This is a genomic window from Geodermatophilus arenarius (assembly GCF_042654585.1).
Taxonomy (GTDB): Bacteria; Actinomycetota; Actinomycetes; order Mycobacteriales; family Geodermatophilaceae; genus Geodermatophilus; species Geodermatophilus arenarius.
Map to the genome: position 1 here is coordinate 243,840 of NZ_JBHSGR010000002.1, position 15,682 is coordinate 259,521.

Genomic DNA, 15,682 nt, shown 5'->3' on the forward strand with positions numbered 1-15,682 from the left:
CACGTGCGACGCTCGTCACACCACCGAGACCAGGAGGTCCCGTGACCCTGACGACGACGTCACGCCACGCCACCGCCACCGGCCCGCTGCCCGCGCACACCCGCGTGGCGATCGTGGGCAGCGGCTTCTCCGGCATCGGCACCGCCGTCGCCCTGCAACGCGCCGGCATCGACGACTTCGTCGTCCTCGAGCGCGCCGACAGCCTGGGCGGCACCTGGCGCGACAACGAGTACCCGGGCGCCGCCTGCGACGTCCCCAGCCACCTCTACTCGTTCTCGTTCGCGCCCAAGCGGGACTGGTCGCACGTCTACTCGCGGCAGCCGGAGATCCGCGCCTACCTGGAGGACGTCGCCACCCGGCACGGCGTGCTGCCGCACCTGCACTGCGACACGGACGTCGTCTCCGGCCGGTGGGACGACGACGCGCTGGTCTGGCACCTGGAGACCTCGCGCGGCCGCCTCACCGCCGACGTCCTGGTGAGCGGCGCCGGCGGCCTGGTCGAGCCGCACCTGCCCGACGTCCCGGGCATCGGGACGTTCCAGGGCCCGTCGTTCCACTCCGCCCGCTGGGACCACTCGGTCGACCTGGCGGGCAAGCGGGTCGCCGTCGTCGGCACCGGCGCCTCGGCCGCGCAGTTCGTGCCGGAGCTGCAGAAGACGGCGGCCGAGGTGGTCGTGTTCCAGCGGACGCCGCCGTGGGTGGTGCCGCGGCAGGACCGCCCCTACACCGAGCGCGAGCACCGGCTGTGGGCACGCGTCCCGGCGCTGCTCCGGCTGGCCCGGGGCGGGCAGTACCTGGCGCGGGAGGCCCGGCTCGGCATGTGGACCGGCAGCGGCCGGCTGCGCGGCTTCGTCACCAGGCAGGCGCTCGCGTTCCTCGAGCAGCAGGTGCCCGACCCCGAGCTGCGCGCCAAGCTGACGCCCGACTACGCCATCGGCTGCAAGCGGGTGATCGTCAGCGACGACTACCTGCGGTCGCTCACGCAGCCGAACGTCGAGGTGGTCGCCTCGCCGGTGGCGGAGGTCCGCCCGCACGCGGTGGTCGACGCCGACGGCACCGAGCACGAGGTCGACGTCGTCGTGTACGGCACCGGCTTCCGCGCCATGGACATCCCGCTCGGGCACCGGCTGGTCGGCCGCGAGGGTCGGACCCTGCGCGAGGAGTGGGACCGCGACGGCGTCCGCGCGCACCGCGGCACCACCGTCGCCGGCTTCCCCAACCTGTTCCTGCTGCTCGGGCCGAACACCGCGCTCGGCCACACCTCCGTCGTCCTGATGATCGAGGCGCAGATCGGCTACGTCGTCGCGGCGCTGGAGCGGATGCGGGAGACCGGCGCCGGCGCGCTGGAGGTCCGCCGCTCGGCGCAGGACGCCTACGACGCCCGGATGCAGGCCGAGCTCACCGACACCGTGTGGAACGCCGGCGGCTGCCGCTCCTGGTACCGCGACGAGCAGGGCCGCAACTTCACCCTGTGGCCGACGCACACGTACACGTTCAGGCGGGAGATGCAGCGGTTCGACGCCGACGCGTACGAGCTGCGCGCGGCCCCCCCGCGTCCCCGTCCCCGCCTGACCTCGTCCCCGCCCGACCTCGTCGCCGCCTGACCTCGCCGCCGCCCGACCCTGGAGCCCCCGACCCCCATGCGCACCTCCACCGCCGCCGCCGGTCTCGCCGTCCTCGCCGCCGGGGCCGTCGTCGCCCGCCGCCGCGCCGCCCGTCCCGCCGTCGCCCAGGCCCCTGCCCCCGAGCCGGCTCCCCCGCTGCGCGGCCGCGTCCGGACCGTGACCACCGAGGACGGCGTCGACCTGCACGTCGAGGAGTTCGGCGCCGAGCGGCCGACGGCGACCGTGGTCCTCGCGCACGGCTACGTGCAGTCCTCGCGGCTGTGGGCCGGCCAGGTCCGCGACCTGCTGGAGGCCCGCCCGGACCTGCGGGTGGTCACCTACGACCACCGCGGCCACGGCGCCTCCGGCCCGACGCCGCGGGAGCGCGCCACCATCGACCAGCTCGGCCGCGACCTGGCCGAGGTGCTCGACGCGGTCGCCCCGGACGGGCCGGTCCTGCTCGGCGGCCACTCGATGGGCGGCATGACGCTCATGGCGCTGGCCGAGCAGCGGCCCGAGCTGTTCGGCGACCGCGTCGCCGGCGTCGCGTTCGTGGGCACCAGCTCCGGCGGGCTGGACGCGGTCACCTGGGGGTTGCCCGGGCCGGTGGCGAAGGTCGTCAAGCGGGCCCTGCCGGTGCTCAACGAGCGGGCGGTCCGGGCCGAGCAGGCCGGCAAGCCGCGCGCGGTCGGCAGGGCCGACATGTGGCTGATCTTCAGCGGCGCGGCCGACCCGGCGGACCTGCAGGCGGCGATGGAGGTGCACCGCGCCTGCTCGGCCGAGACGGTGGCCGCCTTCCTGCCCACCTTCTCCGACCACGACCGCGCCACGGCGCTCGAGGCGCTGGCGGAGGTCCCGACGCTGGTCGTCGTCGGCGACGCCGACAGGTTGTGCCCCGTCGAGCACAGCCGGACGCTCGCCGCGGCGCTGCCCACCGCCGAGCTCGCCGTCTACCCGGGCGCCGGGCACATGGTGCAGTTGGAGCGCCGTCCCGAGGTCAGCCGCCGGCTGCTCGCGCTCCTCGACCGGGCCCTCGCCGCGGCCGCGGCGCCCGTGCTCGAGGAGCGCAGCGCCTGAGGAGGTCTCAGCGCGACCGGTCGTAGCCGAAGAAGCCGCGCTTCTTGATCAGCGCGGCCACCTCGGGCGGCACCATCGCCTCCCAGCCGGTGTCCTCGGTCGGGATCCGCCGGAGCACGTCCCGGCTGAGGATCGGCAGGTGGTCGGGCTTGTGGTCGAGCCCGACGAAGCTGCCGCGCCGGTTCAGGTAGTCGAACAGCGGCCGCAGCTGCTCGGCCACCTCGAGGGTGTCGACGGTGACCACCTGGCCGTCGCGCAGCATGGGGTAGACGAACAGCCGCAGGTCGTTCTTGAACAGCCGGCCGAAGCTCTCGAGGATGCCGCCGGGCAGCCCGGCGTGCCGGTCCTCGTCGAACAGCTCGAGGAGGCTGGGCAGCCCCATGACCATGCCGATCCGGCCGTCGGTGCGCCAGGCCAGGTAGGCGGCGAGCCGGTGGTGGGCCAGGTAGTCCGAGATCAGCACCGGCAGGCCGCAGGCGGCGAGCAGGTCGGCCCGGGCGAGGAAGTCCCGCCGGTCGACGACGTCCCCGCCGGCGCGCAGGTTGGCCATGGTGAGCTCGGCGAGGACGAGCACCTCGCGCTCGGCGACCGCCGGGTCCCGCTCGAAGGCGGTGCGGGCCGCCTCGAGCATGTCGAGGTTGACCACCGTCGGCGGGCGGAAGCTGCCGCGCTCGACCAGGATCGCCTTCTTGCGCAGCGCCTCGCTGGGCTGCAGCACCTTCCGGTCGGGCCCGAACATGGCCGCGCCGGAGAGCCCGACCTGCACGAGCTTGAGCGCCATGACCCGGTTGTCGACCATCCGGAACTCGATGCCGCTCATCTCCAGCAGGTCGATCTCGATCCGGCCGGTGGTCAGCCGGTCGAGCAGGCTCTCCACCAGGCGGTCGGGCTCGTGGTGCTGGAAGAAGGCGGCGTGCAGCAGGTTCACGCCGACGATGCCGAGCGCCTCCTGCTGCTGCGGTGCCTCGTCGTCGAGCATCCGCACGTGGACGACGACCTGGCTGGGTTCGTCGCGCGGGTGGGCCTGGAACTTCACACCCATCCAGCCGTGGCACTCGTTGCCGCCGCGGTAGCTGCGCGCGACGACGGTGTCGGCGAAGGCGAAGAACGACGTGTCGTCGCCGCGCTGGTCGCCGAGCCGGTCGACGTTGAGCTGGAACTCGCGGTCGAGCATCGCCTGCAGCCGGCCCTTGGAGACGTAGCGGTCGGCCTTGCCGTAGACGGCGTCGCTGACCGCCATGTCGTAGGCCGACATCGACTTGGCCACCGTGCCCGCCGCGCCGCCGGCGCGGAAGAACCACCGGGCGACCTCCTGCCCGGCCCCGATCTCGGCGATCGTGCCGTACCAGCGCAGGTCCAGGTTGATCTGCAGGGCCTTCTGCAGCGTGTCGACACCGGCGTCCATGGGGCACCTCCGGGTGCGGTCCGGGTGCTGCGCGAGCGTAGCCACCTGTGACCCACATCACCTCCCGCGACATCGCCGCAGGCACCGCCGTCGATCCCCTGGGAGGCGGTCAGGCGGCGGGGGCGAGCAGGGGTGCCGGGGTGGTGATCTCGGTGCCGTCGGGCCGCCAGGTGCGCCATCGGCCGTCCGGTTGTCGTTCGACGCGGAAGCCGTGGTGGACCTTGGTGTGGTGGCGCTCGCACAGCAGGGCTGCGTTGTCGAGGCTGGTGTCGCCGCCGTCGATCCAGTGGACCAGGTGGTGCACGTCGCACCACCACGTCGGTGCACCGCACCCGGCGAACACGCACCCCCCGTCACGGAGCTCGGCGGCGCGGCGGATGTGGCGGCTCACCAGCCGCCGCTCGCGGCCGAGGTCCAGCGGTGCGCCGTCGGGACCGAACACCACCCGGGACACTGCCCCGTCGCAGGCCAGCCAGCGGGCTCTCGCGGCGGAGATGGTGGCGCCGAAGCCCATCCGCCCGGCGTTGGGACGCCCGTGCGGATCGGCCAGGTCCGCCACATTGATGGCGACGGCGATCTGCGGCCTGTGCCCGCGCAGCGTCGGCAGCGACCCGGACGCCAGGGCGTTGTCGGCCACCTGCACCAGCGCGTCCCCGAGTCGCTGGGCGCGGGTGCGCTCGTCGCCGGCGGGCCGGTCGGCCTGCACGTGCGCCTCCAGCGCGGTCTGCAGCCTCTCCCCGCCCACGGCGTCCAGGTGCCCGCGGAAGGACAGCGATCCGTCGGCGTGCTTGGCCAGCGTCAACGACCGCCCCTCGGTCGGATCGGGCTCGGGCCCGTCGGGGTCGAGGGCGTTGCAGTAGTGCTGCACCACCTGGACCAGGTCGGCGTGCGACTGCTCGACCGCCACGCCGGTGAGCACCGCGTCGATCACCGCCAGGTCCACCCCGGCGGCCGCGGCGGCGGTGAGGCGTTCGGGGGTCACCGCCCGCGCGGCGACGGCCACCTGCTCGGCAGACACCAGTCCGGCGTCGTGCGCCTCGGCGAGGGCGGGCAGGTGCTCCAGCGCCCGGCCGTTGCGCACCAGGCGCGACGCCTCCGCCGTCGACAGCCGGCAGTGGCCGCGCAGCCACGAGGCCATCGACGTCAGGCCGTCGCGCTCCGGCGCCTGGGACAGCTCCGCCGCCCGGACCCGACGGGCGAGGCGGGCGTCGATCCGGTTGCGCTCGGCGACCAGCGCGGCGACGTCGTCGAGGACGTCACCACTGCACAGTCCACCCGAACACATGATCGAAGTTTACGGGGTCCGACGACCGCCTGCACCCTGAACCCCGAGGTCAAACGCCTGTCAACAGATCCGCGCCCGCCATTGACAGTCGGCCGCCCGGCCGGCCACCCGCCGGAGCCCGGGTGTCAGTGCGAGGGACACGGCCAGCGACGCCGCCGCGAACACCGCCATCGCGGCCCCCGGCTGGACGGCGTCGCCCAGCACCCCGGCCAGCACCGCGAACACCCCCTGCCCGGTCATCCGCGTCGCGGACTCGACACCGAGCACCTGGCCGCGCAGGCCGGGCGGCGTGAGCACGACGAGCCACTCCTGCTGCGCGAGCGACGCGGCGTAGCCGACCGAGGCGAGCGCCACCAGCACGACGGCGACCGGCACGGACGGCCCGAGCGCGAAGGCGAGGAACGGCGCGGCCAGCAGCAGCCGCAGCGCGGTGTTCGACCGCCGCCGGCCGGCCGGGGTCAGGAACCGCCCGACCACCAGGTCGCCGGTCGTCATGCCGACGGCGCCGGCCGCCAGCAGCCAGCCGCCCCGCTCCCCCGCGTACGGCACGAACAGCGCCTCGCAGCCGACGACCAGCCCGTTCGGGACGCACAGCGCCGCGAGCAGCGTGCGCGTGTCCCGCCGTGCCAGCAGCAGGCGGTTGCCGCGCAGCGTCTCCGCCAGACCGGTCCCCCCGCGCCGGCGCGGCGACCGCTCGGCCAGCCCGAACCGGAGCACCGGCACGGCGGCGGCGGACACGACCGCGGCCACCACGAACACCTGCGTCGTCGTCAGGGCGGTGAGCAGCAGGCCGCCGGCCGCGAAGCCGACCACCTGGAAGGCGCCGCCCGCGACGTTCACCGTCGACCGGGCCAGCGGGAACGCCTCGGCGGGCACGAGCTCCGACAGCAGCCCCCAGCGCGCCCCCGACCCCACCGAGACCACGTACGCCGTGGCGACGACGAGCAGCAGCCGCACCGCGGGGTCCAGGCCGGGCAGCGCCTGCAGACCCAGCGCCACGGTGGACAGCGCCCCGACGAGGACCAGCGTGCGCCGCGGCGGGCCGGCGTCCGCCGCCGACATGAGCGTCGTCGCGCCGAGGGCCTGCGCCACCGACGGGCCGGACACCGCCAGCGCCGTGAGCAGCGCCGAGCCGGTCTGCCGGTGCACCAGCGTGGCCAGGGCCAGCGACGACGTCGTCGCGGCCGTCGTCGTCAGCGCGGTGCCGGTCCACAGCGCCCGGAACTCCGGGAGGGAGAACAGCGCCCGGTAGGTGAGCACGTCAGGACCGTGCGGCGCGGGACGCCCCCGGCCCACACTTTCGCCTACGGTCGAAAGGTGGGTGAGTTCATCGTCGACGCCGACGTCATGGCGCGCGCCCGCTTCGGCACCTCGCAGCTCACCGAGACCCTGGCCGGGCTGCGGCTGCTGCTCTCCGAGCAGGTCCCGCCGTGGCACCGCCCCTGGCGCGACACCCACGCCGCCGCGCTGCGCGACCGCCTCGACGCCGACCCGGTCGGCGCCGCCCTGCTCCGCGCCGCGTTCGGCGCCACCTGGACCGCCGACTTCCTCACCGTGCCGCCCGCGGCGCCCGACCTCGCGCTCGACGAGGAACTGGCCCCCCTCGAGTCGCTCGACGACGACGCCGTCCGCGCCGACCTCGAGGTGGCCACCGGACCGGTGCCGCCCGCGCTGCACGGCACCGGCCTCGCCCGCACCGCCGCGGACCTGCTGCGCTGGACGTGGGAGCACACGATCCGCGACGAGTGGCCGCGGCGGCTCCGGGTGCTGCGCGCCGACGTCGTCGCGCGGACCGCCCGGCTGAGCCGCGAGGGCTGGTCGGGTGCGCTCGACGGCATCGCGCCCGGGGTCCGCTGGCTCCGGGACGGCCGGCTGCAGGTCAACGCGCACCCCTACCCGCCGCGCGACGTCCGCGGCCGCGACCTGCTGTTCATCGCCACGCACAGCCGCGGCAGCTGGGTGAGCTGGCGGCTGCCGCACACCTACGCCGTCGTCTACCCGGTCACCGGCACCCTGGCGTCGGGCCCCGCCCCGCTGCCCGAGCCGCTGGTCCGCCTGCTCGGCCGCAACCGCGCCCGCGTCCTCACCGCGCTCGACGCGCCGCGCAGCACCAGCGCGCTGGTCGCCGGGACCGGCCTGCCGCTGGGCAGCGTCGGCGGGCACCTGCGGGTGCTGCTCGACGCCGGCCTGCTCGAGCGCCGCCGGTCGGGACGCGAGGTCCTCTACTGGCGCAGCGACGCCGGCGAGGCCCTCCTCGAGGCCGCCGGGTGACCCGCGCTCAGCCGGAGCCGGGGCCGGGGAGCAGGCCGCGCTCGACGGCGACCATCACCGCGCGGGTGCGGTCGTCGACGCCGAGCTTGGCGAACACCCGCAGCAGGTGGGTCTTCACCGTGGCCTCGCCGATGTACAGCTCCCGGCCGATCTCGGCGTTGGTCAGCCCGCGCGCGACCCCGGCGAGCACCTCGAGCTCCCGCGGCGTCGGCTCCTCCGCCGCGGGCGCCCGCATGCGGGAGACCAGCCGGGCGGCCACCGGCGGCGCGAGCACGGTCTCCCCGCGGGCGGCCGCCCGGACGGCGTCGGCCAGCTGCGGCAGCGGCGCGTCCTTGAGCAGGTAACCGGTCGCCCCGGCGGCGACGGCGCGCACGATGTCGGCGTCGGTGTCGTAGGTGGTCAGCACCAGCACCCGGACGCCGGGGTGCGTGACGGCCAGCCGCTCGATCGCGGTGACGCCGTCCATCCGCGGCATCCGCAGGTCCATGAGGACGACGTCGGGCCGCGTCGCGGCGACCTGCGCCAGGGCCTCCTGCCCGTCACCGGCCTCCCCGACGACGTCGAGGTCGGGCTGCGCGGTCAGCCAGCCGACCAGCCCGCCGCGCACCACCGGGTGGTCGTCGACCACGAGCACGCGGATCACGGGCCGGGCACCCGCACGGTCACCCGGGTGCCCGCGCCCGGCACCGAGGCGACGTCGACCTCGCCCCCGACCTGCGCCACCCGCCCGCGCAGGCCGTCGAGCCCGGACACCGCGACCGACGACGGGTCGAAGCCCACGCCGTCGTCCTCGACGTTCACCGACACCTGCCCGCCGACCCGCGCCAGCCGCAGCACCACAGCGGTGGCGTCCGCGTGCCGCCGGACGTTGGTCAGTGCCTCCTGCGCCCCGCGCAGCAGCACGACCTCCTCGTCGGTGCGCAGCCCGGTCCCCCCGTCCAGCGCCTGCGTGTCCACGCGCACCGGCAGCCCGGTCTCGCGGGCGAACCGGCCCGCGAGGTGCTCCAGCGCCTCCACCAGCGTCGAGCCGTCCAGCGCCACCGGCCGGAACGCCGCGACCACCGCCCGCGCCTCGGCCAGGTTGTCGCGGGCGACCTCCTCGATCACCGCCAGCCGCTCGCGGGCGGCGGCGGGGTCGGAGGAGACGAGCGCCGCCGCGGTCTGGGACAGCACGACGATCGACGTGTAGCCCTGCGCCAGGGTGTCGTGCACCTCCTGCGCCAGCCGCTCCCGCTCGGCCAGCACCCCGCGCTCGCGCTCGGCGGCCGCCAGCTCCGACCGGGTCGCCTCCAGCTGCGCGATCAGCGACGCGCGCTCGGCGCTCTCGTGCAGCACCCGGCTGATCCAGACGCCCAGCGCCAGGCTGAAGCCGATGCCGATGCCGGTCTCGAGCAGCACGTCGGCGGCGCTGCGGTCCGAGGCCGCGCCCAGCACCGGGCCGGCCGCGCTGGCCAGCCCGAGCAGCAGGGTCCAGGTGACGCCGGTGAGGGTGCCCTGGACGGCGAACCAGACCTGGGGGTAGGCGAGGAAGAGCAGGAACAGCAGCCCCGGCGCCACCCAGCCGAGCAGGGCGAACGCGGTGACCAGCACGAGCAGGTAGGCCACCGCCCGCCGCCGCGCTCCCCGGCCGATCGCGGGGACGCCGAGGACGGCGTACGCGACGGCCAGCCCACCCAGCACCGCCAGCGCCGCCGCGCGCCGGTCGTCGTCGACGGCGTCCCCGGCGGTCGCGGACACCACGGCCAGGCCCCACACGACGGTGGAGATCACGTGCACGCCGGTGACGGTGGCCTGCCAGCCGCGCTCGGGCAGCGGCTCGCCGCCGTCGTCCCGCGGGGGGACGACGGCGGCGGCCAGGCGGCGGGTCAGGCTCACGCGGCCCGGCGCCAGCGGAAGGTCCGGGCGCACACCACGGCACCGATGATCACCCACGCGGCCAGCACCAGGGCAGTGGTCCCGTGCTCCCAGCTGCCGGCCTGCTCGGCGACGGCGGCGGAGTCGGGCAGGAACACCGACCGCATGCCCTGCACCATCCACTTGAGCGGGAACAGCGCCGCGACCTGGTCCATCCAGGCCGGCAGGTCCGAGCCGATGAAGAAGACGCCGGAGATGAACTGCAGGACGACGGCGAAGGCGGGGATCCCGGCGCCGGCCGACCGCGAGCTGCCGATGAACGAGGCCACCGCGAGGCCGAGGACGGTGCCGGCCAGGATGCCGAGGACGACGACCCAGCCGAAGGTCAGCCACCGCGAGGCCTCGGTGGGCAGCGGGACGTCGTAGGCGTAGGCGGCCACCACCAGCAGCAGGGCCAGCTGGACGACGGTCGTGATCACGACCTGGCCGGCCTTGCCGATCGCGTAGGCCAGCGCGGGCGTCCCGAGCGTCTGCAGCCGGGCGAGGTCGCCGCGGTCGCGTTCCTCGGTGACCGCGGTGCCCACGGCCTGGAAGCTGGTCAGCATGACGCCGGTCGCGGCGATCCCGGCGAGGAAGTACTGCCGGAAGCCGACCCCCGGCACCACGACCTCGTCGCCGAAGACCGACCCGAAGATCACCAGCATGATCACCGGGTAGGCGAAGGAGAAGACCACCTGCCCGGGGTCGCGGGCGAACAGCCGCAGCTCCAGGCCGATGCGGGCCAGCCCGATGGCGGCGGCCGAGGGCGGGGCGGGACGGGTGGCGGGGGTGGTGCGGACGGCGGTCATCGGTCCTGCCCCTCCGGGGTGGCGACCATCCGGAGGTAGACGTCCTCCAGGCCGGGACGGGTGACGGTCAGGCCGGGGACCTCGCCGGTCGGCGAGGCCGCGACCAGGTCGCGCAGCAGGGCGGCCGGCTCCGGGGTGGTGACCTCGCGGGGCTCACCGCCCTCCAGCCAGCGGACGGTGGCCACCCGCCGCAGCTCGGCGCCGAGCTCGTCGGGCGGGGCGACGTCGACCAGCCGGCCGGCGGTGATGACGCCGACCCGGGTGGCGAGGTGCGCGGCCTCGTCGAGGTAGTGGGTGGTGAGCAGCACGGTGGTGCCGCGGTCCCGCAGACCCTCGACCAGCGTCCAGAACGAGCGGCGGGCCACCGGGTCCATCCCGGTGGTGGGCTCGTCGAGGAACAGCAGCTCCGGGCGCCCCTGCACGCCGAGCGCCACCTCCAGCCGGCGCCGCTGGCCGCCGGAGAGCCGGTCCACCCGGGTCCGGGCGGCCCCGGTCAGCCCGACGTCGTCCAGCAGCTCCCCGGTCGGCACCGGCGTCGCGTGGTAGCGGGCGAAGTGCTCGAGGGTCTCCCGCACGGTGAGCGCGTTGCCGCCGCCGGTGCTCTGGCCGACGACGCCGGTCCGGTCGCGCCAGGCCCGGCCGGCGCGGGCCGGGTCCTGCCCGAGCACGCTGACGTCGCCGCCGTCGCGGCGCCGCACGCCCTCCAGGATCTCGACGGTCGTCGTCTTGCCCGCGCCGTTGGGTCCGAGCAGGGCGAACACCTCGCCGCGCCGGACCTCGAGGTCGAGGTCGGCGACCACCGTCCGGTCGCCGTACCGCTTGACCAGTCCGCGCACGCGGACCGCCGTGTCGTCGTCGCGCGCCGCGGCCGTGCCGGCCGGGGCGGGGGAGGTCGCTGTCACGACCCGAGCCTGTCGCGGCGCACCGGCAGCCGGGACGGCCTCGCGGTGGGTCCTGCGTCCACCGGTCGGTGGACGGCCGGGGTCCCCCGGTCAGGTCCCGGTGCCGAGCACCGGCCGCCCGGCCAGGGCGCTGACCACCTCGACGGCGTCGTCCCACCAGCGCTCGTAGTGGTACGGGTCGGCGTTGCGCTGGGTGCGGTGCGCGGCGATCGTCGGCGGCAGCGCCTGCCAGCCCGGGACCTCCTGCAGCGCCAGGAAGAAGTTGGTGGCGCTGGTGGTGGGGTCCATCCGGTCCTCGTAGGAGCCCCAGGCGCCGTTGTCGCGCTGCTGGAACAGCCCCCGGGAGTCGGGCCCGGCGGCGTCGCCGCGGTCCAGCACCAGCAGCGAGGACTCCCCCATCGCCGTCATGACCCCGATGACCTGCGCGCAGGTGTCCAGGCCCAGCACCGCGGCCGCGTTCACGATCGCCGCGGCGTTGGCCAGCTGCTCCCCGCCGTACCCGGCGACCGGCCCGCCCGGCACGGCGGCCGGGTCGACCCGCACCCCGGGCCCGGCGGCCGCGCAGTCCGCCGACCGCGGCGGCGTCGTCACCTGGCGCACCACGAGGAACGCCGCCAGCAGCACCAGGACGCCGACGACGAGGGCCGCCACCTGCCGCTGCCGGGGCGGGGCGGCCTCCGGCGTCTGCACACACCGGTCAACGGACGGCGGGCCGCGGAGGTCCCCGGAGGGTCCACGGCCGCGTCCGGAAACCGCCGGTCCCCGGCTCCGACCGGTGCCATGCTCGGGATCGTGCTCTCCCCCCTCGACGCCGAACGCTGCTACCGCGCGGTCGCCAGCCGCGACGCCCGGTTCGACGGCTGGTTCTTCACCGCGGTGCGCACCACCGGCATCTACTGCCGCCCCTCGTGCCCGGCGCGCACGCCGGCGGCCGCCAACGTCTCCTTCTTCGGCACCGCCGCCGGCGCCCAGGCCGCGGGCTACCGCGCCTGCCGCCGCTGCCGGCCCGACGCCGTCCCCGGCTCGCCCGAGTGGGACGTGCGCGCCGACGTCGTCGCCCGCGCCATGCGGCTGATCGCCGACGGCGAGGTCGAGCGCACCGGCGTGCCCGGGCTGGCCGCCCGGCTCGGCTACTCCGAGCGGCAGGTGCACCGCCTGCTGGTCGGCGAGCTCGGCGTCGGCCCGCTGGCGGTGGCCCGCGCCCAGCGAGCGCAGACCGCCCGGGTCCTGGTCGAGACCACCGACCTGCCGATGGCCGACGTCGCCTTCGCCGCCGGGTTCGCCAGCATCCGGCAGTTCAACGACACCGTCCGCGAGGTCTTCGCCTGCACCCCGACCGAGCTGCGCGGCCGCCGTCCGGGCACGGTCGGCGGGACACCGGGCTGGCTGACCCTGCGGCTGGCCGCCCGCGCCCCGTTCGACGCCGCCGAGGTGCTGCACTTCCTCGGCGCGCACGCGGTCCCGGGCCTGGAGGAGTGGGACGGGACGACGTTCTCCCGCGTCCTCGACCTGCCCGCCGGTCCCGGCGTCGTCCGGCTGTCCCCCGCCGCCGACGGCGGCGCCGCGGTGACCGCCCGGCTGCTGCTCACCGACCTGCGCGACCTGCGCGCCGCCGTCCCCCGCTGCCGGCGGCTGCTGGACCTCGACGCCGACCCCGCCGCCGTCGACGAGGTCCTCGGCGCCGACCCGGCGCTGGCCCCGCTGGTCGCCGTCGCGCCCGGCCGCCGGGTGCCCGCCTCCCCCGACGCCCCGGAGGCGGCGGCGCGGGCGGTGCTCGGCCAGCAGGTGTCGGTCGCCGGCGCCCGCACGCTCACCGCGCGGGTGCTGACGCTGGCCGGGACGCCGCTGGCCGAGCCGGTCGGCACCCTCACGCACGCCTTCCCGCGGCCGGAGGCCCTGGCCGACGCCGACCTGTCCGCCGTCGGCCTGACCGGGGCCCGCCGCCGCACGCTGGGCGGCCTGGCCGCCGCGCTCGCCGACGGGCGGGTGGTCCTCGACCCCGGCTGCGACCGCGAGGCGGCCGCCCGCGACCTGCTGGCGCTGCCCGGCATCGGGCCGTGGACGGCGGCGCTGGTGGTGATGCGCGGCCTCGGCGACCCCGACGTGTGGCTGCCCGGTGACCTCGCGCTGCGCCGCGCCCTCGCCGCCCTCGGCAGCTCCGACGCCGAGGCCGCCGGGCGCTGGCGGCCGTGGCGCTCGTACGCCGCGGTGCACCTCTGGGCGCTCGCGGCGCCCACACTGTTCACCCGCTCCCCCGCCGATCGGAGTGCGTCATGACCCCGTCCGCCCGCTACGCGACCGTGGCCACCCCGCCCGGTCCCTTCACCGTCGTCGTCGCACCCGGGCCCGACGGCGGCGACGTCGTCCTGGCCGCCGGCTGGACCGGCGACGTCGCCGAGCTGCTGCCCGTCGTGCACCGCGCGCTGCGGCCCACCTGGGTCGAGCGGGTGGAGCACCTGCCGGTCCTCGACGTCGTGGAGGCGCACGCCGCCGGCGACGTCGGCGCGATCGACACCGTCCCCGTCCGGCAGCGCTCCGGGCCGTTCCTCGAGGACGCCTGGGAGGTGCTGCGGACCGTGCCGCCGGGGCAGCCGGACACCTACGCCGAGTTCGCCGCCCGCTGCGGCCGCCCCTCGGCGGTGCGGGCCGCGGCCAACGCGTGCGCCCGCAACGCCGCCGCGCTGTTCGTCCCGTGCCACCGGGTGCTCGGCTCCGACGGCGGGCTGGGCGGCTTCCGCTGGGGCACGCCGGTCAAGCGCTGGCTGCTCGACCACGAGGCGGCACACGCCCCGGTCCCCGTCGACGCCTGAAAAGGAGGACCCCCCTGCCCCCCGCAGGCTCGCGGCGGACCCTGCAGGGGGGCCACGGGAGGTGGGACGGGGCCGCCTCCCGGGAGTTGTCGGCCGGGTGTTGCACCCTGCTGTCCGTGGACGCTGCCTCCCTCCTGCTCGGTCTGCTCCTCGGGGTGCTGCTGGGGGCGGCCGTGACCCTCGGGGTGGTCGCGCTGCTGGCCCGCCGCCGCCCCGCCGAGGCCGGGCTGGACCCGCTGCACGAGTCGCTGGACCACCTGCACCGGCTGCTCGCCGGCATGGAACAGGCCCGGGCCACCGCGCACGGCGAGCTGCGCGAGCAGATGGGCACCGTCGGGCAGACCAGTGCGATGCTGCGCCAGGAGACCGCGGCGCTGGTCACCGCGCTGCGCACGCCGCACGTCCGTGGCCGCTGGGGCGAGATCCAGCTGCGCCGGGTGGTCGAGGTGGCCGGCCTGCTCGAGCACTGCGACTTCGTCGAGCAGCCGTCGTCGACCAACGACGAGGGCGCCGGCGTCCGGCCCGACCTCGTGGTCACCCTCGCCGACGGCCGGCAGGTCGTCGTCGACGCGAAGGTCCCCTTCACCGGCTACATCGAGGCCACCCAGGCGACCGAGGAGACGGTGCGGGTGCAGCGGGTCGCCGCGCACGCCCGGCAGCTGCGCGCGCACGTCGACGCCCTCGCCCAGCGCCGCTACCCCACCGCGTTCCGCCCGGCCGCGCCGTTCACCGTGCTGTTCGTCCCCTCCGACGGGTTCCTCACCACCGCCCTGGAGGCCGAGCCCGGCCTGCTCGAGTACGGCTTCGGCCGCGACGTCGTCATCGCCACTCCGAGCACGCTGCTCGCGCTGCTGCGCACGGTGGCGCACTCCTGGCGGCAGGAGCGCCTGGCCCGCGACGCCGACCAGGTCATCGAGACCGGCCGCCGGCTGCACGCCCGGCTCACCACGCTCTCCGGCCACCTCACCCGCCTCGGCTCGGCGCTGGGCTCGACGCTGACCCGCTACAACGAGACGGTCGGCTCCTACGAGCGCTCCGTGCTCGCCGCCGCGCGCCGCTTCGACGACCTCGGCGTCGGCGAGACGCCGGTGCCCGTCCCGGCGGAGGTCGAGGCGGTGGTCCGGCAGCTGCGGCCGGCCGCGGAGGACCTGCCCCTCCCCGACGACGCCGACGACGCCGACGACGCCGCTCCCCCGCTGCGCTGGCGGCTGCCCGAGGGGCGCTGAGCGTCCTCCCCGCGGGTCGTCCCGCCCGGCCCGGGCGACACGCCCGTCACACCCACCCCGCGACTCACCCAGAGTTGCCAAATCGACAGGCCGACCTGTCGCGCGTCGAGCCCGGCAACTCCCCCTGCCGGCGGCTCCCCGTCGCTACCGTGAGGACCGACAGCGGCCCGGAGGGGCCAGGACGTCCGGACCGGGAGGTACGCCATGGCCTCGGCGAGCACTGCCGACACCTGGCGGGACAGCGGGGTGGGTGCGCAGCGCCCCTACGCCGGCCCGCGCGCGGGGCGTCCCGACGCCACCGGCCCGGACCGCTCGCTGCGCATGGGCCTCCCGCCGGTGCCGCCGCCCCGGGCGCGCGCCCGCCCCGGCGACCGAGGCCCCGGCAGCGGCGCCGTCGTCG

At 76.5% G+C, this 15,682-nt stretch carries 15 protein-coding genes; 7 read left to right on the plus strand and 8 right to left on the minus strand.

Annotated features, from left to right (window positions below):
• The first annotated feature begins 41 nt into the window (after window positions 1–41).
• Window positions 42–1,604 carry a flavin-containing monooxygenase gene (locus ACFO3M_RS03745; RefSeq protein WP_387986516.1) on the plus strand — a complete coding sequence of 521 codons (1,563 nt, stop codon included), beginning with the start codon at window positions 42–44 and terminating at the stop codon, window positions 1,602–1,604.
• Between the two features lie 36 nt (window positions 1,605–1,640).
• Entirely contained in the window at window positions 1,641–2,681 is a 1,041-nt protein-coding gene (locus ACFO3M_RS03750; protein ID WP_387986519.1) for an alpha/beta fold hydrolase, read from the plus strand.
• Between the two features lie 7 nt (window positions 2,682–2,688).
• Here the strand turns inward: ACFO3M_RS03750 and ACFO3M_RS03755 are convergent, their stop codons facing one another.
• The 3 genes from ACFO3M_RS03755 to ACFO3M_RS03765 form a co-directional block, all read right to left on the minus strand.
• Entirely contained in the window at window positions 2,689–4,086 is a 1,398-nt protein-coding gene (locus ACFO3M_RS03755; protein ID WP_387986522.1) for a TonB-dependent receptor, read from the minus strand.
• Window positions 4,087–4,195: 109 nt separating this feature from the next.
• Window positions 4,196–5,371 (minus strand): HNH endonuclease signature motif containing protein, encoded by a 1,176-nt coding sequence (locus ACFO3M_RS03760; RefSeq protein WP_387986524.1) that lies wholly within the window; start codon window positions 5,369–5,371, stop codon window positions 4,196–4,198.
• Between the two features lie 60 nt (window positions 5,372–5,431).
• Complete coding sequence (locus tag ACFO3M_RS03765; RefSeq protein WP_387986527.1) at window positions 5,432–6,631, minus strand: MFS transporter; 1,200 nt, start codon at window positions 6,629–6,631, stop codon at window positions 5,432–5,434.
• A gap of 57 nt (window positions 6,632–6,688) precedes the next feature.
• Here ACFO3M_RS03765 and ACFO3M_RS03770 point away from each other — a divergent pair, with 57 nt between their 5' ends.
• On the plus strand, window positions 6,689–7,642 hold the full coding sequence (locus ACFO3M_RS03770; RefSeq protein ID WP_387986529.1) for an ArsR/SmtB family transcription factor: 954 nt from the start codon (window positions 6,689–6,691) through the stop codon (window positions 7,640–7,642).
• A 7-nt stretch (window positions 7,643–7,649) separates the two neighbouring features.
• Here ACFO3M_RS03770 and ACFO3M_RS03775 read toward each other — a convergent pair whose 3' ends face one another.
• From ACFO3M_RS03775 to ACFO3M_RS03795, 5 genes are all read right to left on the minus strand, one after another.
• A complete protein-coding gene (locus ACFO3M_RS03775; RefSeq protein ID WP_387986532.1) occupies window positions 7,650–8,285 on the minus strand; it encodes a response regulator in 636 nt (211 codons plus the stop codon).
• Window positions 8,282–9,517 carry a sensor histidine kinase gene (locus ACFO3M_RS03780; RefSeq protein WP_387986534.1) on the minus strand — a complete coding sequence of 412 codons (1,236 nt, stop codon included), beginning with the start codon at window positions 9,515–9,517 and terminating at the stop codon, window positions 8,282–8,284. The genes ACFO3M_RS03775 and ACFO3M_RS03780 overlap by 4 nt, the downstream gene beginning before the upstream one ends.
• On the minus strand, window positions 9,514–10,344 hold the full coding sequence (locus ACFO3M_RS03785) for an ABC transporter permease (RefSeq protein WP_387986537.1): 831 nt from the start codon (window positions 10,342–10,344) through the stop codon (window positions 9,514–9,516). Before ACFO3M_RS03785 ends, ACFO3M_RS03780 begins: the two co-directional genes overlap by 4 nt.
• On the minus strand, window positions 10,341–11,246 hold the full coding sequence (locus ACFO3M_RS03790) for an ABC transporter ATP-binding protein (protein WP_387986540.1): 906 nt from the start codon (window positions 11,244–11,246) through the stop codon (window positions 10,341–10,343). The genes ACFO3M_RS03785 and ACFO3M_RS03790 overlap by 4 nt, the downstream gene beginning before the upstream one ends.
• A gap of 90 nt (window positions 11,247–11,336) precedes the next feature.
• A complete protein-coding gene (locus ACFO3M_RS03795; RefSeq protein WP_387986542.1) occupies window positions 11,337–11,936 on the minus strand; it encodes a hypothetical protein in 600 nt (199 codons plus the stop codon).
• A 102-nt stretch (window positions 11,937–12,038) separates the two neighbouring features.
• On the opposite strand from ACFO3M_RS03795, the gene ACFO3M_RS03800 reads away from it, so the two are divergent.
• The 4 genes from ACFO3M_RS03800 to ACFO3M_RS03815 all read left to right on the plus strand — a co-directional run.
• A complete protein-coding gene (locus ACFO3M_RS03800) occupies window positions 12,039–13,523 on the plus strand; it encodes an AlkA N-terminal domain-containing protein (RefSeq protein WP_387986544.1) in 1,485 nt (494 codons plus the stop codon).
• Complete coding sequence (locus tag ACFO3M_RS03805) at window positions 13,520–14,056, plus strand: methylated-DNA--[protein]-cysteine S-methyltransferase (RefSeq protein WP_387986547.1); 537 nt, start codon at window positions 13,520–13,522, stop codon at window positions 14,054–14,056. Before ACFO3M_RS03800 ends, ACFO3M_RS03805 begins: the two co-directional genes overlap by 4 nt.
• Before the next feature lie 116 nt (window positions 14,057–14,172).
• A complete protein-coding gene (locus tag ACFO3M_RS03810) occupies window positions 14,173–15,282 on the plus strand; it encodes a DNA recombination protein RmuC (protein WP_387986549.1) in 1,110 nt (369 codons plus the stop codon).
• Between the two features lie 204 nt (window positions 15,283–15,486).
• A partial coding sequence (locus ACFO3M_RS03815; protein WP_387986551.1) for a hypothetical protein occupies window positions 15,487–15,682 on the plus strand: 196 nt, incomplete at its 3' end.

Bases quoted from the DNA above. Each gene is read 5' to 3' on its own strand.
- ACFO3M_RS03750 (WP_387986519.1), top strand. From the start codon at position 1,641: ATGCGCACCTCCACCGCCGCCGCCGGTCTCGCCGTCCTCGCCGCCGGG.
- ACFO3M_RS03755 (WP_387986522.1), bottom strand. From the start codon at position 4,086: ATGGACGCCGGTGTCGACACGCTGCAGAAGGCCCTGCAGATCAACCTG.
- ACFO3M_RS03760 (WP_387986524.1), bottom strand. From the start codon at position 5,371: ATGTGTTCGGGTGGACTGTGCAGTGGTGACGTCCTCGACGACGTCGCC.
- ACFO3M_RS03785 (WP_387986537.1), bottom strand. From the start codon at position 10,344: ATGACCGCCGTCCGCACCACCCCCGCCACCCGTCCCGCCCCGCCCTCG.
- ACFO3M_RS03805 (WP_387986547.1), top strand. From the start codon at position 13,520: ATGACCCCGTCCGCCCGCTACGCGACCGTGGCCACCCCGCCCGGTCCC.